An 18,562-nucleotide genomic window follows, 5' to 3' on the forward strand; every position below is an offset into this window, starting at 1 on the left:
AAATTAACTCCTCCAAATGATCTCGAACGGCCAATCCTATTTATTCGCTAGCCGCTCTTGCAATTCCCTGCGAAAAGTAATACCAACAGGTATTGATGTATTATTGATCTGCACCATTCCATGTTCATACTTACTGACCTTATTGATTGAGGCAATATAAGACTTGTGAATACGAATAAATTTTGATGCCGGCACCTGTGTGAGAATTTGCTGTGTGGTACTTGCCGTTAAAAAAGTCTGGTTTGGGGTGACGATTTTCACATAATTGCCAAAGCTCTGGATAAAATCAATCTGGGATAATTTAACATCTATAACACGTCCATCCATCCGGATACTGATGGATTTTGGTTCGTCCTCCTGTGGAGTCACGACCGTATTATTATAGGACAGAAAACGTTGCACGGCTTTAAAAAACCTGGGAAATGAGATCGGTTTAAGCAAGTAATCGACAACGCCATAATCATAGCTCTCCAGTGCATATTCGGAATAAGCGGTTGTCAAAATAGTTTTGGGCGGGTTATCCAGCATTTTCAGAAACTCTATCCCATTTATTTCAGGCATTTCAATATCCAAAAAAATTAAATCAACTTTGTTCTCCCGAAGAAACTCCAATGCCTCAAATGCATTATAACACTGGGCGACCAACTGCAAATTAGCACTTCTTTCAATATAATTTACCAGTACATAATGTGCGGCAGGTTCATCATCGACTACGATACAGCTATTTTTATTCATTGTTTAAAGATTGATAACCAATGACACTTCATACTCCTCTTTCTTGGAATTTGTGGTTAACTTATACCGATTAGGATACAAAAGCTTTAATCGTGCCATCGTATTTTCCAAACCTATTTTTGCCGAAAACACATTCCTTTTCTTAACAGGAACAGAATTCCGTACATGCAAATATAAGTTCCCTTTTTCAATCTTGATGGAAATATGTACAAAACAATCTTCGATACTGCACGTTCCGTGTTTAAAAGCATTTTCAACGAAAGTGATTAATAGCATAGGAGCAATCTGATAATTGATATCCTCCTCTTTTTGATAGTCAAACTCAATTTTGGTCCGATAGCCTAGTCGTTCCCGTTCTAACTCGATATAACTGGAGATAAAATCAATTTCATCGTCCATAGAAACAAATTCCCGGTCGCTGCTTTCCATCTGATAGCGAAGAAGCTGAGAAACTTTGATAATCAATTCGGAAGTACGTTCTGGATACTTCAGATTAATACCGTAAATGGTATTTAAGGTATTAAACAGAAAATGTGGGTTAAGCTGCTTTTTTAAATGGGACAGTTGAGTCTGATTTGAAAGTAGCTCACGTCTGGTCTTCAAACGCTGAAAACGGTAAAATTCGATAAATTGAATACTTCCCAAAATACAGATCAAGGATCCCAATAATACACCAAATTGATAATGGAAAGTTTTCTGAACAAGATTTTTATAAAGAAAACAATTTTTGTAGATCACGTTATCTGTCAACTCTTTTAATATCAGTGCAAATACCAAGAGTATTGCCACGGAAGCCATAATATACAACAGCGGTTTATTTTTTTTCAGCAGCAAGGGCAATAGGAAAAATCGATTCAATTGCGCATGCGCGTAAAGGATCAAGAAATAGAACACTCCCATCAAAAAAACCTTCCAGCTCAGGATCAAAATCCAATCGTTCAAAGTAAAGAGGATAAACGAAAAGATCAATAGGAGGGCCTCCTGTATGATCTTGTTCTCCAAAACCTTTCTCATAATCCTTTTTTTGTTAAAATTCTGTTACAAAGTAAAAGTTTTATGTTTATAACAGCAGAAAAATAAATGACGAATTAAATTGGTCATTTTTAAACGGCATAGATCATTTTAAACAAACGTCGCAGCTTAGGTCATCACTATCTTCGTGTCCATAAAATGATATATAACCTATGCTGAAATTGAATTTAGTGTTGTCATTGGCTGTATCACTTGCAAGCTCCATTTCCTTCGCCCAGACGCTCACGCTCCGCGATGCTGTAGAACAGGGGCTTGCGAATTATGGGAATATCAAGGCAAAGGAATATTATCTTCAGTCTTCCCTACAGACCAATGAACAAGTCAAACGCGACTTTTGGCCCAACCTGAACATCGTAGCCCAACAGGATTATGGTACAGTTAATGGACAAAATGGTCCGCTGTATGGATTCGGCGGATTGGGTGTAGCTTCTTCAGGAGCTCCTCTCCCCGAACAAAATTGGAATGCCGCATTTGGTGCGCTTTACTTAGCCAATGTCAATTGGGATATCTACACCTTTGGACGAAAAAAAGAACGTATCGAATTGGCTAAATCAGACAGCAAGCGATTGCAAGCCGACCTTGGACAGGAGCAATTCCAGCATAAGGTCAAAATTGCAGCAGCCTACCTGAATTTATTGGCCAGCCAAAGACTGGAAAAAAATCAGCAGATGAACCTCGATCGTGCACTGGTCTTTTTAAATATCGCTGCCACAAAAGTAAAAAATGGCATTTTACCCGGAGTAGATTCAACTTTAGCCTCTGCCGAAGTTTCACGCGCAAAAATCAGCCTCAATCAGGCCCGCGAAAATGTCAAAGAACAAAATAACAAGCTGACGGTATTAATGGGAATTCCGGCAAAAGACCTGCAGATAGATACTGTTCTTGTTCAGAAAACACCCCTGCAGCTAACTCCTCTTTCAACAAATTTGATAGCGAGTAATCCCATTTTGCAATTTTATAAAAGTAAAATTGACCTTGGTGAACAGCAATTGCGGCTATCTGGCAAAGAATATCTGCCCACTGTAACCGCATTTGGTGTATTTCAAACAAGAGGGTCTGGTTTCAAAAGCGAATACACCTCCGATTTACAGGCTTACACATCAAATTACTGGCAGGGAATACGCCCTAACCGTCAAAATTATCTTTTGGGATTAGGCATCAACTGGAATTTAACTTCGATTGCGCGTATCAATAAAAAAATCAGTGCACAACGCTACACAAATGATGCCCTGCGAGAAGAATACCAAACAGCCGAAGCACGATTGACTGCGCAGCTGGATGCCGCAGATGTTAAAATCCAATTGGCCAGAAAAAGCGATGTGGAAGCTCCGAGACAAGTTTCAGCAGCCCAACAGGCCTACAATCAAAAAATGACAATGTATAAAAATGGTCTAGCTACACTTGTCGATGTTACCCAGACCCTTTATACACTCAATAGAGCCGAAACTGATCGCGAGATCGTCCACATCAATCTTTGGCAGTCGCTTTTGCTAAAAGCTGCGGCAGCAGGAGATTTTGATATTTTCAATAAAGAACTATAAATAACATTCCATGAATTTAATACGTTTTGCCCTACGCAAGCCAATATCTATCCTCGTACTCGTATTGGGACTTATTGTCTTTGGCATAGGTGCCGTTCGATCGATCAAGGTGGATATTCTGCCGAAAATGAACCTTCCGGTTATTTATATTGCCCACCCATTTGGCGGCTACTCGCCAGATCAAATGGAATCTTATTTTGCCAAAAACTACGTCAATATCCTTCTTTTTGCCAATGGGGTCAAATCCATTGAAACCAAAAATATCCAAGGGCTGACCTTAATGAAAGTATCTTATTACGAAGATACCAACATGGCGCAGGCAGCAGCCGAGCTCAGTGCCTTGGCCAACCGGATCCAGGCCTCCTTTCCTCCAGGCTCACAACCGCCTTTCATTATCCGGTTTGATGCTTCGTCGCTTCCTGTAGGTCAGCTGGTATTGAGCAGCAATAAGCGTTCAAATAATGAACTGCAAGATCTTGCCAATGTATATGTCCGTGCATCGTTTACGTCGATCCCCGGTCTATTGTCTCCTCCTCCTTTTGGGGGAAGTCCACGCACGATTGAGGTAAACGTTGACCCAGACTTAATGCGGAGCCACAATATGACGCCCGATCAAGTCGTAGAAGCCTTACGTCTCAACAACCAGACTGCACCCGCTGGAAACGTACGTATTCAGGATAAAAATTATATTACTCCAACCAACAACACCATTAAGGAGGTCAAAGATTTTGAGAAAATTCCGCTGTTTAAAGGCGGTGTACAAAATCTTTACCTGGGTGATATCGCTACAGTAAAGGATGGAGCCGATGTGACCGCTGGATATGCACTGGTCAACGGCAAGCGCTCTGTATACGTTAGTATTGCCAAAGCCGGAGATGCCTCAACCTGGGAAGTCGTTCAAAATTTAAAAGCGGCACTCCCAAAAATTCAGGAGAATTTACCCGATGACGTCAAACTATCCTACGAATTCGATCAATCCGTATATGTCATCAATTCCGTAAAAAGTTTAATTACCGAAGGTGCCATTGGCGCTATCCTTACCGGGTTAATGGTTCTCTTATTTTTAGGAGATCGAAGAGCTGCCCTTATCGTTATCCTAACCATTCCGATATCCGTTATCTCGGGGGTTCTCTTCCTCAAACTCTTCGGGCAGACCATCAACCTCATGTCCCTGAGCGGACTGGCCCTAGCCATAGGTATCCTGGTTGACGAAAGTACGGTGACGATAGAAAATATACATCAGCATCTGGACATGGGCAAACCCAAAGCCTTGGCTATTTGGGATGCTTGTAAGGAAATTGCCTTACCTAAATTATTGATTCTACTCTGTATACTAGCCGTGTTTGCTCCGGCATTTACAATGACAGGAATTCCAGGATCATTGTTTCTTCCCCTGGCTTTGTCCATTGGATTTTCAATGATCATATCCTTTCTTCTTTCGCAGACTTTCGTTCCCATCATGGCAAACTGGCTCATGAAAGATCATGCGCATAAAGCTCCACATGCGACCGAACCGAAAGGCTTGAATGCAGACGAAGTCCAATTTGCCGCATCCGGATTGACCGTAGAATCCGAACAGGATACCCTAAATCAGAAAAAACTATTGGTGGAACGGGAAGACTTTAACAACGATGGAAAGGTCAGTATTTTTGAACGGTTCAGAAACAGATTCATGAAAATGATCGATCGTCTATTCAAAAGAAAGAAAACCATTACTGTAGTGTATCTGCTTGGAGCAATAAGTCTTGTTGTTATTTTACTTTCAACAATCGGCCAGGATGTATTTCCGAAAGTCAATTCGAGTCAGTTCCAAATGCGTCTTCGTGCCGCGGAAGGTACACGTATCGAACGTACCGAAGAAAAAGCAAAACTGGCGCTTGCCGAACTGGAAAAACTAGTCGGGAAAGAACATATTAGCATATCTTCGGTCTATATCGGACAGCATCCCGGACAATTTTCCGTATCACCGATCTATCTTTTTATGGCTGGTCCACATGAAGCTGTTTTCCAGATTGCTCTTAAAGACTACCATCACGATATGGACAGTTTCCGTGATGAATATCGGAAACGTCTGAAAGCAGCAGTTCCCGATGTACAGGTATCCTTTGAACCGATCGAACTTACAGATAAAGTATTAAGTCAGGGATCGCCTACTCCTATTGAAGTTCGGATCGCTGGAAAAAACAAAAAGAACAACGAGAAGTACGCTGGTAAATTGATTGAAGAGTTAAAAACAATCCCTTACTTTAGGGATGTGCAACTGGCCCAGTCCATTAAATATCCTTCGTACGATATTAAGATAGACCGCGTCAGGGCCGCACAATTGGGTATCGACCTAAGCGAAGTAACACGATCGCTTATCGCTTCCACTTCTTCTTCGCGTTATACTGAAAAAAATACCTGGATCGATGAAAAGGCAGGTCTCTCCTATAACGTCCAAGTTCAGGTTCCCATCGATAAAATGAAAGATGAGAAAGAAATCGGTGAAATCCCATTGTTGAAAAATTCAGCGCGGCCAATTCTGAGCGACGTCGCAACGATCACACCGTCCTTCACCTATGGTGAAAACGACAATTTAGGTGCAATGCCCTATGTGTCAGTTACGGCAAATATTGATCATACAGATTTAAAAACGGCTTCCAAAGATGTACAGCGTAGTATCAAAGCCCTCGGTGAACTTCCTCGCGGCTTGTCGATCGAGCAAATAGGACTTGGAAAAGTATTGTCAGAGACCATGAGCAGCCTCGAATCGGGCCTTGCTGTAGCTATCATCGTCATATTTTTGATGCTATCGGCTAACTTTCAATCGTTCAAAGTTTCTATGGTTGTGCTTACCACAGTTCCTGCAGTTGTGCTGGGGTCATTGATTTTGCTATTGTTGACCGGATCTACCCTCAACTTGCAGTCCTACATGGGGATTATCATGTCGGTGGGTGTTTCCATCGCGAACGCCGTTTTGCTCATCACCAATGCCGAACATATCCGCCGGCATCATGGGGACGCTCTGGCTGCAGCCCGTGAGGCAGCATCCTTAAGACTTCGGCCAATTATCATGACCAGTTTAGCCATGATTGTAGGGATGCTCCCTATGGCCATAGGCCATGGTGAAGGGGGAGAACAAGTTTCGCCGCTGGGCCGGGCCGTAATCGGAGGTTTACTATTTTCGACATTCGCTGTATTGGTCATTCTACCCCTTATATTTGCTTGGGCGCAAGAAAAAAGCAGTACACAATCGATATCATTAGATCCTGAAGACAAAGAAAGTAAACACTATATTGCCGCATTAAAACCTTTATCGTAAAAGCAGTATAATCTATAAAATATGAAAAATAATCTGTTCAAAATATTATCTATCGCCGGTCTGATCGCATCCTTAACAGGATGCCATTCGGCTGCCGAGGAAAATGCAAAAAAAGAGGCTCCAGAGGCCGCAGCCCCAGTGATGGAAACATTTGCTCCCACCAAACAAAAACTAACAAATAAAATGCAGATCCCCGGGGAAATAAGTGGATTTCAACAGGTGGAGATTTATGCCAAGGTCAGCAGCTATGTCAAGAGTCTGAATGTAGACATCGGAAGTAAAGTACATACCGGCCAATTGTTGGCTGTGCTGGAAGCTCCAGAATTAAGCTCGCAGCTTGCTGCAGCAAAATCGCGGTTGAAATCACAAGAGGCGGTCTATATGGCAACCAAAAGCACCTACGACAGACTCTTTGAAACCAGCAAAGTCGAAGGAACTGTGGCCAGACTCGATCTAGAGGTGGCCGAAGCGAAAAAGAATGCCGATTTTGCACAATACCAAGCAGCGAAAAGCGCGTACGCCGAAGTACAGAACTTATTGAATTATCTGGAAATAAGAGCACCGTTCGACGGTATCATCGCAACAAGAAATGTCAATCAAGGTGCCTACGTCGGGCCCGCTGGACGTGGCTCGGAGATGCCGATCATGACCATTCAACAACAACGTAAACTCAGATTAGCGGTAGCCGTTCCAGAACAATATTCCGGTTTTTTAGCGGAAAACCAACCCTTGCAATTTACGGTTAAGTCATTGCCAGGGCAAACCTTTTCGGGCAAGATTGCACGCAAGTCGGGAGCCCTAGATAGCAGGCTCAGATCTGAAAGAGTAGAAATTGACATTATCAATACGGACAACAAGTTATTACCGGGCATGGTCGCAGAGGTTGAATTGCCTTTAACCTCCCAAGACAGTACGTTTGTAGTTCCGAAATCAGCTGTATTTACATCCGGTGAAGGGAGTTTCGTGATTGCTGTCGTTGATAGCAAAACACAACGTATTCCTGTACAGAAAGGACGCAGCATAGATGGTCAAATCGAAATATTTGGTGATTTAAAAAAGGAGAGCAGATTGATCAGCAAAGCGGACGAAGAGATTTTAGATGGTACATCGGTCAAATAAGACGCTAATGAATTTAAAGGCTTCATCCATAATAAGAACCGAACCCGACTCTATCGGGTTCGGTTTTTATTTTCTTTAAAATACCCATAAATTTAAACGGCTGTACGAATCCAAAAAACGGGAGCACCTTTCTTATTGGTCAGTCTAGCTATCATCGCTGAGCTTGGATGCTATTTCCCTTCTTTAGGTTCAATTGCTGCAGCCACTGCGGTGAGTGCCAAAGCTCCCCCAACAATCATGGCCTCCTGTCCTTTTTTCTCTTTAACAGCCATCACATCCCCGCGCTTATTATACAGTTCAAGAATATTATTAAGCGCTACCGTACCAGTCTGCCAAAGCTGGGCGGCATAAAATTTTTGCTCTGTTGTTTTAGGGATCGCCTTACCCTCGTCTAAAATCGAATAACTTAGATAACTACGTAGAACATAAGGTGATTCAGTTCCTTCAAATCGAGCGAGTTTAACCGCATAACTCTCCCCATTCATATCATACATATACACTTTCTCTTTTGGGGATGATCGTACAATGGATTTAACATCATCTTTAAAATCAAAATAATGTCCGTCCACATACGCATGTGGCGGGATAAGTATCACGTCTTTCGGCAAGCTTATTGATCCTGTGATATAGCCGTTAACCCAAGTATCGTTGAATATCGAGGATTTACTCGCACCCATATCGGAAACCGAAGCATTCACCTTTCCATTGAATGCGGCCTGTTCAGCAGAATAGCTGAAAGTTTTACCGTTAATAATTAAGGCCGAACTTTTCATATCCCATAATACGGGTTTGTCTATGTTATTTTTGATCCGAAGATAAATTTTACCATCTCTATCCGCAAAGGAATAATCAATTTGTAACGTATCATTATTAAAAGAAAATGTTCCTTTTTCTTCATCTTTCGTTACATTTTCCCCATTGAATGTCATAAGATAGTTGGAAGAACAGGCTGAAAGAAAAACTGCACAATAAATCAGCATCAGAATTTTAAATATTTTTTGCATAATATCAGGATATGTTAGTTTAATCATAACGGCAATGGTGCCGTTTTTTAAAAATATAAAAACTACTCTAAAAAAAACAACAAAACGACATAAAATAATCCATTATTAGGGTATTTATCCCAAAGTATCGCTGTTCTTTATAAGGCAATAAATGATCTTCTTATACCTTAGTATAAATTTGTCTTTACCATTCCCAACCAAGGAATGTCCTCAACCGTTGGTCAGATTCGCCAACAAAAACGGTTAAACGAACAGAAGTTTTTTAACCGGAGAGCAAATGCTATATTTACAAGCAACTAAACCCAATCAAATGAAAGAGAAATTTATTGATAGAAAAGATCAGCAAGCCAATAAAATATTCGAACGAAGAACATTATCCTCCGATTATAGAACGATTATTCCGCTACTGTCTCCCGGAATAAAAATATTGGATGTGGGTTGCGGTACAGGAACACTCACCAAAGAGGTAGCGGCACATATCGGTGACGGGACAATAATCGGTCTGGATAACACAGCAGCTTTTATAGACAGCGGCAATGAATTATATGGCGGCACCAAAAATCTGAGCCTTATCTGCAGTAATATCTTCGACTACCTGCCGCCGCATCAGTTTGATCTGATTATTACAGCGCGCACCATGCAATGGTTAAGTGATATTCCCCGAGCATTGGGCTTATTTAAATCCTGGTTAAAGCCCGGAGGACAAATTTCTATTTTAGACTACAATCACACCGCCATTGAATGGAATCCCGCCCCTCCGGAAAGCATGCTCGAATTTTACCGTACTTTCCTGAAATGGAGAGCAGATGCCGGCATGAACAATCGTGTTGCTGATGAGGTCGCTGAATTGCTCCAGGAAACAGGTTTCCATTCGGTTCAGGTTATCAATGCCGATCAGACCTACAAAAAAGGAGAAGCTAACTTTGATACCAATCTGGCCATCTGGAACAAAGTCGCCCAATCGCGACAAATGGTTACCGAAGGGTATATCTCTGACGAACTTCGCTTGCAGGCTATCGAGGAATATACAAGATGGATAGAAACAGAAGCGACATCCATGACACTTAAAATGAATGATGTGAGGGGCTATGTATAAACTCCGTTTATTTATTCTAGTATGGCTAACAGCCTATGGACTCATTTTAAAAGCCCAGCTTCGGGATACCCTCATCAATGTAGGTAACCACAGCCTTCATTTTACTTTAATGGAGGGAAAAGGTATCCCGATTATCTTTGAATCTGGTGCAGGAAATGACGCTTCCGTTTGGAGAAAGTTAATGGAACCCCTGTCCAACAAACTGGGCGTCCCATTAATTACCTACGACCGAGCGGGCTTTGGAAAAAGTGAAATTGATACCGTTAATGTTAGCTTGACAAATGAAGTAAAGGATCTTAAAACTGCATTGCAGCAATTGGGATACCCGGATTGGTACTTTTTTGTTGCTCATTCTTTTGGCGGTAACTATACGATGAAATTTATAACGACCAATCCAGGTCAGGTTGTTGGCACGGTAATGATCGATATTGTATCCCCTTATTTCATGACCATGGAGCGATCCAAATCATTGAAGAGAGAATATGCAAGTGAGCTTGATAACATCAAGAAAGAAAGCTTAGGGTTCTATCATCTCGTTTTAAACTACGAAGCGTCAACGGCTGTTTTACATGAGGTTGCAGGAAAAATCAATGTGCCGATGACTGTCATTGGCTCAGGAAAATCACCTTTTGAAGAACCCGATCGCAGTTTATTTATTGCTGCCCTTAAAAAATTTGCTGATCAAAAAAGCAACCGCCGTTATCTTTTGGCTCAACATGCGGAACATCATGTCTTTTACGATGAACCGGATCTAGTCATTGATGAAATCGTCAAACTCTATCAACAAACTGCATTCGAGTAATCCAAAAGTCTATCCTTACCACGGATTTTATTTGTAGCTTAGCAAAGCTATACAATACATACACCAACTTATCTTATGGATCATCAGGCCCAAAATTATGGTCAATAGATCGTCTCCATCAACTATAATCGAGGTGACGATACTGGAGGGTTCAGCTACTTTTATTTATTCAAACTACAACATACAAAAAATGGAAATCACTATTTTTCAGCTCAATGACGAAAACATTGCTGAGGTTAAAGGCACCGGTCTTCTGATCAATAATCTCGAAGATGGTCTACAGATTATGGTCGACTGCGGAGCCCATGAAGCCTACAAAGCAATTATTTACCAAGAGAATATCACCGCTGATTTCTTTGAACTCAAAACAAAACTTGCAGGAGAAATCCTTCAAAAATATACACAGTACGGCTTTGACATCGCCATCGTTGGCGATTTCTCCATCTACAATAGTAAAAGCTTAGCGGATTTCATCTACGAAAGCAATAAATCAAAAAAAATCAATTTTGTAGGTACGCGTGAAGAAGCGATAGCCAGATTTTCAAAACGTTAAGCCATGAAGATTGACTCAGAAAGATTATTGATTCGGCCTATTCTTACCGAAGACAGTCGGGCTATTTTCAGCTACCGTTCAGATAAAGAGACCAATAAATACCAAGGCTGGATTCCGGCCACACTGGCCGAAGTGGAGCATTTTATTGCAAAAAATCCGACGTCCTTCGATCTTCCGGAAAGCTGGTTTCAGTTGGTTATGATCGACAGGACCTCAAACAGTATAATCGGAGATATCGGTGTGCATTTTTTTGGCAATGAAAATCTACAGGTCGAGCTGGGCTGTACGATAAAAAAGGAATTCCAGCAGCAAGGTTACGCCAAAGAAGGTCTGAAAATGGTCATGCAAGCACTCTTTAGTCAATACAATAAACACCGGATCATTGCTTCCGTAGCACCAGAAAACAAAGCGTCAATTCAACTTTTAACAAGCCTGGGATTTCGAAAGGAAGCTTATTTTGTAAAGAGCTATTTTCATAACGGCACCTGGGAAGATGATATCCTCTTTGCCATGCTTGCCGAAGAATGGAATGCCACACTGTGATTTGCCAAAAAGCAAATTACAGTGCGGTATGTTTCAGCCAATCGGCATACGAAAGTACGCCCAATTCAGGTATGCCCTCCCCTTCCAAAACTGAGATAAACTCCAATTGATTGCCATCCGGATCGTTAAAATAGATTGCCAATGCAGGCATCCACGCAAAGACCATCGGCGCTTCAATACCATCCCTTAAAAAATTATAAGGAGTCAGATCACGGGTTTTGAGATAATCCACGGCATAGTTCAGTATATCTTCCTTATTTGCCCTAAAGGCAAAATGTCTCGGCTGAAAATTTGCTTCTTCCTGCCACAGACCCAACATATAATCCTTGCCCGATCCTATCCACAAAAAAACAATAGGACGTGTCGGGTCACGATGGGCGACACGCAATCCCAAAACCTCCGTATAAAATGCCACAGCTTTCGCTAAATCCCGCACCTGAATATGCGTTTCGTATAAACCTTGTATCATATATTATATCATTTTAAAATTATTGCAATCCATTAACAGCTTTTTCGTGACGTAAATGCAGTATTGGGTAAGATTTCCCCATACCATCGACGGCCGAACGCTCCACGAGCTGGTATCCTTTTTTCAGATAAAAATCAACAGCCTGCTGATTTTGTTCATTGACATCCACCTGATAGACCTCAAGATGGTCTAAAACATAGCTCAGCGCTAAGCCCCCAAGCCTTTGCCCCCTGTACTCCGTATCCACAAATAGCATTTCTAGATTATCATCTGAGACAGCAAAAAAAGCACAGGGATGCGCATTGTTTTCGATGATGAACGCCTTTAATTGGGGTAAATATGCTGTTGGAATGAGTTTCTTATATAACTGAAGATCCTCCTCCTTCAAAAAATCATGTGTCGCCCGAACCGAATTTTCCCAAATTCTTAAAATCGCCGGATAGTCAGCTTCTATCGCCGCTCTTATTTCCATAACTTTGCCTTTCGCTCAAAAATATTTTGTCTGCACAGCATAGCAAGCTCCATACGCTGGCCCCAAAATGCTATGCTGGGCTGTACAGAACGACAATGTAAGTTAAATTAGGCAACTAAAATCATTGAAAAGTTAAATAAGACAGAAAGATGATGATTTGCGATGCGATAATTTGATTTAAGAGAAAACAACCTTATCTTGTAAATAAACACATTAGCCATGCACAACACACTTGTATTTAAAAAATACCTATTTGAAGATTTTGATTCCTTTTATGATTTGGTAAAAGAGGATGATGTCATGAAATATATCACTGGCAAAGGATTATCCGATGAGCAGGCCAAAAGAAAATTTGAGTCGATTCTCCAACTCAACCAAGATCCTGATTTAGGCTATTTCAAAGTAATTGAAGCAAATACGCAAAAACTTTTGGGAGACTGTAAGCTCGTAAACTACAAAAAAGATCCTACCGTATTTGAAATAGGCTATTTGCTCCGTCAGGAACACTGGGGGAAAGGTTTGGGAACTCAGATTTGCGAGTCAATGCTCGCATTAGCGACAGCGTTGAATCCAGATAGGGATGTCATCGGCATTATTGATCCCGATAACACAGCTTCGAAACGCCTGTTAAACAAATTCGGATTCAAGAGTTTTTTCGTCGGAATCGAAGACGATATTGCGACCGAAAAACTGATCCTCAAACGAACTGCAGCCAAATAAGCAAAGCCCATTCGTTTATTAGAAACAATCTTCTCAGCCTATGCCCGAGCCAAACAAAAAATCCATGAAGCTTAAGGTAAAGAAAAACTGCAGCGCACACGAAAGTCTTCAGGATACCTTATCGTTCTTTGGAGTAAACTGCCATCGCCCTTATTATATTTCTTCTGGAAATCCAATTTTTGAGTACCCAAGCAATGCTTTTCGCATCGACTTTTATGCCATCTGCATCTGTACTGCAGGCGACATCAATATCGAAGTCGATAATCAGGAATACCATATTTCTAAAAATAAGATTCTTGTATCCGCACCGACAACAATTATCCGGTTTTCCCAGGTCAGCTCAGACTTTAGAATGAAGCTGCTCTTCTTTGACAAGGCATTCCTGCTCAAACATATTGTCAATCCTTTCTTTATTGAACAATTGGGACTTTTCAAGAATTCGACGTTTACACTACTCAATTCCCAAGACAAGCAAATTAACAAATTGTTAAAATTAATAGATTACCTCAAGGAAGTTACGCTACGGACGACACGCTTTACGGCAGATATTATTCGAACAATCATCTTTAATCTACTTTTGGAGATTGCCGACGAACTAGCCTTGGCGGATCAAATCGCTTCAGACGGCACCCAAGAAATTAACAACCTTTTCTATAAGTTTACAGATTTGGTCCAGCGGCACAGCAATCAATACAGAGAGGTACAATATTACGCCGACCAGTTATTTATTTCAAACAAATACCTGATTAACATTGTTAAGAAAGCATCAGGTAAAACACCGCATGAAATTATCGATGAGAGTTTGCTGAAAGAAGCATATGTACTGCTCGGAAATCCCGAAAAGACCATCTCGCAGATTTCATATGAAATCGGATTTAATTCCGTTTCTGCATTCGGCCGTTTTTTCAAAAAATACTCCACCTTATCGCCATCTGAATACCGAAAGCGACAAAATATGTAGATAGAGGAAATTCGGTAGAACAATAGCGAATTTGAGGGCATACATGATCAAGGTGGTATTGGTAACTTTACTCAAGAATTAATAAAACACAAGAATCATGAAAGAAATCACCTCAAAATTCGACAAAGTATTAAATGCATCTGCTGAATATGGAAATGTAAATCATGAACCCGATTCAAGCAAAGAACAACAACGTAATACACCAAAAAAATCAATGCCTTTTTCCGATCAAATCGGAAATTATCAACGGAACAAAGGTATACCATCTAAATCATATAAAGACAGTAAAATCTACATCGTCGGAAGTGGTATTGCGGGTATGTCTGCCGCCTACTATTTTATCCGCGATGGCCATGTCCCGGCTGAAAATATCACCTTCCTTGAACAGCTTCATGTAGAAGGAGGATCATTGGACGGTGCTGGAAACGCAACCGACGGCTATGTTATTCGTGGTGGTAGGGAAATGGATATGACCTATGAAAATCTTTGGGATATGTTTCAGGACATTCCTGCATTGGAAATGCCTGCCCCCTACAGTGTACTGGACGAGTACCGTTTGATCAATGACAACGACTCCAACTACTCCAAAGCAAGGCTTATTCATAAACTTGGTGAGATAAAAGACTTCAGCAAGTTTGGATTGGGCAAAATGGATCAGCTGGCCATCATTCGATTGCTCCTCAAAAATAAAGAAGATTTAGATGACTTAACCATCGAAGACTACTTCAGCGAGTCATTTTTATCCAGCAATTTCTGGACCTTCTGGCGTACCATGTTCGCTTTCGAAAACTGGCATAGTTTACTTGAGCTGAAATTGTACATGCACCGCTTTTTACATGCGATAGATGGATTGAATGACCTCTCGTCATTGGTATTCCCCAAATACAATCAATACGATACTTTTGTGACGCCATTGCGCAAAGTGCTCCAAAGCAAAGGCGTAAACATACAGTTTAATGTGCTGGTCAAAGACCTGGATATCCAAAGCAATACCGAAGGAAAAGTTGTGGAGGCCCTAATTACAGAACAAGATGGCAAAGAGGTGAAAATTCCACTGGGAAAAGCCGATTTCGTTATTGTCACCACCGGATCAATGACCGAAGACACCTTTTATGGAGATAACAAAAACGCACCGATCATCGGTATCGACAATAGCAGCAGCGGTCAAAGTGCGGGCTGGAAACTATGGAAAAACCTTGCCGCCAAATCAGCTATATTCGGCAAGCCTGAAAAGTTCTGCAGTAACATCGAAAAATCAGCCTGGGAGTCTGCAACGCTTACCTGTAGACCTTCAGCTTTAGTCGAAAAGCTCAAAGAGTATTCGGTCAATGACCCCTATTCTGGAAAAACTGTCACCGGGGGGATTATCACCATTACCGATTCTGATTGGTTGATGAGCTTTACCTGTAATAGACAGCCGCATTTCCCGGGTCAGCCCGACGACGTCCTTGTCCTATGGGTATATGCTCTCTTCATGGACAAAGCCGGAAACTACATCAAAAAACCAATGCCACAATGTACCGGCGACGAAATTCTAGCTGAACTATGTCACCACTTGGGTATTATCGATCAGTTGGACGATGTCATCAAAAATACGATTGTACGTACGACATTCATGCCTTACATCACCTCGATGTTTATGCCAAGAGCAAAAGGTGATCGTCCGAGAGTCGTACCTGAAGGATGTAAAAACCTGGGCTTGATCGGTCAGTTTGTCGAAACCAACAATGACGTTGTCTTTACCATGGAAAGCTCAGTACGTACCGCACGTATTGCGGTATACGAACTGCTGAACTTAAACAAGCAAGTTCCGGATATCAATCCCCTACAATACGACATCCGCCATCTTTTGAAAGCGGCCAAAACATTAAATGATGACAAACCATTTGTGGGCGAAGGCTTATTGCGTAAAATTCTGAAAGGCACTTATTTTGAACATATCCTGCCTATCGGTTCTGAGGAACAAGAAGAGCATGAATCTTTCCTGACAGAGCAGATCACCAAATTCAAAGATTGGTTAAAAGGAATTAAAGGATAAGGATCACAACCTGCGCCATGGTTCCGTGGCGCAGATTTTTACGAATTGAAAAAACAATAATATCATGGGCTTTAAAAATATAACGATAGCTGGTAGTGGGGTTTTAGGTTATCAAATCGCTTTCCAAACAGCATTTCATGGCTATCATGTCACCGTATACGACATCAACGACGATGTACTAAAAAAAGCTGCAGCAAAATTTGATATTTTGGCGCAGGCATTCGAGAAAGATCTTCATGCGAGTAAAGAACAACTGGCTTCAACCTTTGATAGGCTCAGTTATAGTTCAGATCTGGCCGCGGCGGTTGCAATAGCAGATCTTCTTATCGAAGCCGTTCCCGAAAACCCAGCCATTAAAATTGGTTTCTATCAGGAGTTAGCGAAAGTCGCTCCGGAGAAAACCATTTTTGCCACAAACTCCTCAACCTTGCTACCAAGTCAATTTGCCCAAGAAACCGGCCGTCCCGAGAAGTTCCTGGCACTGCATTTTGCCAATGAAATCTGGAAACACAATACAGCAGAAATTATGGGGCATCCGGGTACAGACAAAACAGTATTTGATCAGGTTGTCAATTTTGCGAAGTCTATCGGAATGGTTGCCCTACCTCTGCATAAGGAGCAGCCTGGCTATATTGTAAACTCCTTACTTGTCCCATTACTTTCGGCAGCAACGGATCTTTTGGTCAACGAAGTGGCAGATGCCCAAACGATCGACAAAACCTGGATGGTTGCCACAGGGGCACCAACAGGCCCCTTCGGCATACTCGATATCGTTGGCATCACAACAGCTTATAATATCAACAAAATGAGCGCCGATGCGAGTAATGACCTCTTAAAGATCAAAACAGTGGCCTATCTCAAGGAGCATTTTATAGACAAAAACAAATTGGGCGTCGCTACTGGGGAAGGGTTCTATACCTATCCCAATCCGGCCTATCAATCGCCCGACTTTTTAAAATAGGTCTCTTCAGAAACAATAAATCGTCACGGGTGAAGCTGTGACGATTTATTGTTTATTCTTATTTCAATCCACTTCCCGCTTTCATTCATTCGCATAAACTCCGTTCAACCATGCAAAAGTTGACATAGATGGGGCGTTTAACACGGGTTTGCTGATACCCATTGTTTTAAGGATGGCATCAAAAGCTTCACCGATCATAAAATCATCACGATTGCTAAAAAGTGAAACCACAAGGTCTTTTTGTACATCGATATATACGATATGATGAAACCCAGTAGATTCACCTGAATGAAACAAGATTTTATGACCTGCATTTTTTTGAATAAACCATCCAAAATGATACGCTATTCCATCCTTTACCGGGTAGGCCATTTGATCTAACAATTGCTCCAGTCCCGGCTGTATTAACCGATCTTTTACCAAAAAATTGGCCCATGTATGATATTCATCCGCAGATAGATAAACACCGCCATCACCCTGTGTCGCACTTGTCACACTCTGATCAGCAAACAGGTAGGAACCTTCATTCGGATGATAACCGTAGACTCTTTCATCAATCGTCTTGCCCTGTTCATATACCAATCCCTTGCTAATGCCTATGGGTTCAAACAATTGACTTTTGACAAATGAAGCAAAGGATTTTTTTGCAACATGCTCGACAATCAGCGATAAAAGACAATATCCTGTATTGCTATAACGAAATTGACTTCCCGAAGGGAAATATAAACGATCGGTCTGTCTGATATACTTCAGTATATCCGTATCCGATACCTGATCTTTCCTCTCTTTCGGAATAAGTTCTTCATAGTCCCAGATTCCGGATGTATGTTGCAGAAGCTGCGCAACAGTAATATCTTTCAGCGCGACTGGCAAATCTTCAAAAAAAAGGGCCAATGGGTCATCTAGTTTTAAACGCTTTTGGATCACTAAGGTATATATCGCTTGTGCAGTCACCTGTTTGCTTACCGATGCCAGGCGAAAATGTGAACTGGATGTGATTGCACGTTTCTCCTTCAAATCTGCACGTCCAATTGTATAACGATAAATAAGACCGCCGTTCTGACTAACTGCACAGCTAATCCCCGGAGCTGCCGGGTCCTTGTAAAAGTCCGCAATCGTACTATCCAATTTTGATTTATCAATTTTTTGCCCCATAACAACACTTGTTACACAGATCAAAATAAAACTCAGTTTTAGGTTTATCATATTTTATAC

Annotated in this window: 17 protein-coding genes; 11 read left to right on the forward strand and 6 right to left on the reverse strand. The window is 41.4% G+C overall.

What is annotated here, in order from left to right:
* Positions 1-36: 36 nt before the first annotated feature.
* Entirely contained in the window at positions 37-735 is a 699-nt protein-coding gene (locus B3C94_RS00500) for a LytR/AlgR family response regulator transcription factor (protein WP_293897382.1), read from the reverse strand.
* A 3-nt stretch (positions 736-738) separates the two neighbouring features.
* Complete coding sequence (locus B3C94_RS00505; protein WP_293897384.1) at positions 739-1,749, reverse strand: sensor histidine kinase; 1,011 nt, start codon at positions 1,747-1,749, stop codon at positions 739-741.
* 170 nt (positions 1,750-1,919) lie between these two features.
* Between B3C94_RS00505 and B3C94_RS00510 the strand changes: the two genes are divergently transcribed.
* The 3 genes from B3C94_RS00510 to B3C94_RS00520 are packed head-to-tail and all read left to right on the forward strand — an operon-like array spanning position 1,920 to position 7,728.
* Positions 1,920-3,308 (forward strand): TolC family protein, encoded by a 1,389-nt coding sequence (locus tag B3C94_RS00510; protein ID WP_293897386.1) that lies wholly within the window; start codon positions 1,920-1,922, stop codon positions 3,306-3,308.
* A gap of 10 nt (positions 3,309-3,318) precedes the next feature.
* Positions 3,319-6,609, forward strand: a complete 3,291-nt coding sequence (locus tag B3C94_RS00515; RefSeq protein ID WP_293897388.1) for an efflux RND transporter permease subunit — start codon at positions 3,319-3,321, stop codon at positions 6,607-6,609.
* A 21-nt stretch (positions 6,610-6,630) separates the two neighbouring features.
* Positions 6,631-7,728, forward strand: coding sequence for an efflux RND transporter periplasmic adaptor subunit (locus B3C94_RS00520; RefSeq protein ID WP_293897390.1), 1,098 nt, complete (start codon positions 6,631-6,633; stop codon positions 7,726-7,728).
* 170 nt (positions 7,729-7,898) lie between these two features.
* Here B3C94_RS00520 and B3C94_RS00525 read toward each other — a convergent pair whose 3' ends face one another.
* Entirely contained in the window at positions 7,899-8,732 is an 834-nt protein-coding gene (locus tag B3C94_RS00525) for a hypothetical protein (RefSeq protein ID WP_293897392.1), read from the reverse strand.
* 310 nt (positions 8,733-9,042) lie between these two features.
* Between B3C94_RS00525 and B3C94_RS00530 the strand changes: the two genes are divergently transcribed.
* The 4 genes from B3C94_RS00530 (at position 9,043) to B3C94_RS00545 (ending at position 11,726) form a co-directional block, all read left to right on the forward strand.
* Positions 9,043-9,828, forward strand: coding sequence for a class I SAM-dependent methyltransferase (locus B3C94_RS00530; protein ID WP_293897394.1), 786 nt, complete (start codon positions 9,043-9,045; stop codon positions 9,826-9,828).
* Positions 9,821-10,630: an alpha/beta fold hydrolase gene (locus B3C94_RS00535; protein ID WP_293897396.1), complete on the forward strand. Its 810-nt coding sequence runs from the start codon at positions 9,821-9,823 to the stop codon at positions 10,628-10,630. The genes B3C94_RS00530 and B3C94_RS00535 overlap by 8 nt, the downstream gene beginning before the upstream one ends.
* Before the next feature lie 97 nt (positions 10,631-10,727).
* Entirely contained in the window at positions 10,728-11,183 is a 456-nt protein-coding gene (locus B3C94_RS00540) for a DUF4180 domain-containing protein (protein ID WP_293897398.1), read from the forward strand.
* Between the two features lie 3 nt (positions 11,184-11,186).
* Entirely contained in the window at positions 11,187-11,726 is a 540-nt protein-coding gene (locus B3C94_RS00545) for a GNAT family N-acetyltransferase (RefSeq protein ID WP_293897400.1), read from the forward strand.
* A gap of 16 nt (positions 11,727-11,742) precedes the next feature.
* On the opposite strand, the gene B3C94_RS00550 is transcribed toward B3C94_RS00545, so the two are convergent.
* Entirely contained in the window at positions 11,743-12,195 is a 453-nt protein-coding gene (locus B3C94_RS00550) for a VOC family protein (RefSeq protein WP_293897402.1), read from the reverse strand.
* Positions 12,196-12,214: 19 nt separating this feature from the next.
* Entirely contained in the window at positions 12,215-12,667 is a 453-nt protein-coding gene (locus tag B3C94_RS00555; protein WP_293897404.1) for a GNAT family N-acetyltransferase, read from the reverse strand.
* Positions 12,668-12,886: 219 nt separating this feature from the next.
* On the opposite strand from B3C94_RS00555, the gene B3C94_RS00560 reads away from it, so the two are divergent.
* The 4 genes from B3C94_RS00560 to B3C94_RS00575 all read left to right on the forward strand — a co-directional run bounded on the left by B3C94_RS00560 (position 12,887) and on the right by B3C94_RS00575 (position 17,347).
* Positions 12,887-13,387, forward strand: coding sequence for a GNAT family N-acetyltransferase (locus B3C94_RS00560; protein WP_293897406.1), 501 nt, complete (start codon positions 12,887-12,889; stop codon positions 13,385-13,387).
* A 64-nt stretch (positions 13,388-13,451) separates the two neighbouring features.
* A complete protein-coding gene (locus B3C94_RS00565) occupies positions 13,452-14,348 on the forward strand; it encodes a helix-turn-helix domain-containing protein (protein ID WP_293897408.1) in 897 nt (298 codons plus the stop codon).
* A gap of 97 nt (positions 14,349-14,445) precedes the next feature.
* Complete coding sequence (locus tag B3C94_RS00570; RefSeq protein ID WP_293897410.1) at positions 14,446-16,386, forward strand: oleate hydratase; 1,941 nt, start codon at positions 14,446-14,448, stop codon at positions 16,384-16,386.
* Positions 16,387-16,450: 64 nt separating this feature from the next.
* Positions 16,451-17,347, forward strand: coding sequence for a 3-hydroxyacyl-CoA dehydrogenase (locus B3C94_RS00575; RefSeq protein ID WP_293897412.1), 897 nt, complete (start codon positions 16,451-16,453; stop codon positions 17,345-17,347).
* An 81-nt stretch (positions 17,348-17,428) separates the two neighbouring features.
* Here the strand turns inward: B3C94_RS00575 and B3C94_RS00580 are convergent, their stop codons facing one another.
* Positions 17,429-18,553, reverse strand: coding sequence for a serine hydrolase domain-containing protein (locus tag B3C94_RS00580; RefSeq protein WP_293897414.1), 1,125 nt, complete (start codon positions 18,551-18,553; stop codon positions 17,429-17,431).
* Positions 18,554-18,562: the final 9 nt, after the last annotated feature.

This window comes from Sphingobacterium sp. UBA5670 (assembly GCF_002420705.1).
Taxonomy (GTDB): Bacteria; Bacteroidota; Bacteroidia; order Sphingobacteriales; family Sphingobacteriaceae; genus Sphingobacterium.

Coding starts and splice junctions, on each gene's coding strand:
- B3C94_RS00500 (WP_293897382.1), bottom strand. CDS start 735: ATGAATAAAAATAGCTGTATCGTAGTCGATGATGAACCTGCCGCACAT.
- B3C94_RS00505 (WP_293897384.1), bottom strand. CDS start 1,749: ATGAGAAAGGTTTTGGAGAACAAGATCATACAGGAGGCCCTCCTATTG.
- B3C94_RS00510 (WP_293897386.1), top strand. CDS start 1,920: ATGCTGAAATTGAATTTAGTGTTGTCATTGGCTGTATCACTTGCAAGC.
- B3C94_RS00515 (WP_293897388.1), top strand. CDS start 3,319: ATGAATTTAATACGTTTTGCCCTACGCAAGCCAATATCTATCCTCGTA.
- B3C94_RS00520 (WP_293897390.1), top strand. CDS start 6,631: ATGAAAAATAATCTGTTCAAAATATTATCTATCGCCGGTCTGATCGCA.
- B3C94_RS00525 (WP_293897392.1), bottom strand. CDS start 8,732: ATGCAAAAAATATTTAAAATTCTGATGCTGATTTATTGTGCAGTTTTT.
- B3C94_RS00530 (WP_293897394.1), top strand. CDS start 9,043: ATGAAAGAGAAATTTATTGATAGAAAAGATCAGCAAGCCAATAAAATA.
- B3C94_RS00535 (WP_293897396.1), top strand. CDS start 9,821: ATGTATAAACTCCGTTTATTTATTCTAGTATGGCTAACAGCCTATGGA.
- B3C94_RS00540 (WP_293897398.1), top strand. CDS start 10,728: ATGGTCAATAGATCGTCTCCATCAACTATAATCGAGGTGACGATACTG.
- B3C94_RS00545 (WP_293897400.1), top strand. CDS start 11,187: ATGAAGATTGACTCAGAAAGATTATTGATTCGGCCTATTCTTACCGAA.
- B3C94_RS00550 (WP_293897402.1), bottom strand. CDS start 12,195: ATGATACAAGGTTTATACGAAACGCATATTCAGGTGCGGGATTTAGCG.
- B3C94_RS00555 (WP_293897404.1), bottom strand. CDS start 12,667: ATGGAAATAAGAGCGGCGATAGAAGCTGACTATCCGGCGATTTTAAGA.
- B3C94_RS00560 (WP_293897406.1), top strand. CDS start 12,887: ATGCACAACACACTTGTATTTAAAAAATACCTATTTGAAGATTTTGAT.
- B3C94_RS00565 (WP_293897408.1), top strand. CDS start 13,452: ATGAAGCTTAAGGTAAAGAAAAACTGCAGCGCACACGAAAGTCTTCAG.
- B3C94_RS00570 (WP_293897410.1), top strand. CDS start 14,446: ATGAAAGAAATCACCTCAAAATTCGACAAAGTATTAAATGCATCTGCT.
- B3C94_RS00575 (WP_293897412.1), top strand. CDS start 16,451: ATGGGCTTTAAAAATATAACGATAGCTGGTAGTGGGGTTTTAGGTTAT.
- B3C94_RS00580 (WP_293897414.1), bottom strand. CDS start 18,553: ATGATAAACCTAAAACTGAGTTTTATTTTGATCTGTGTAACAAGTGTT.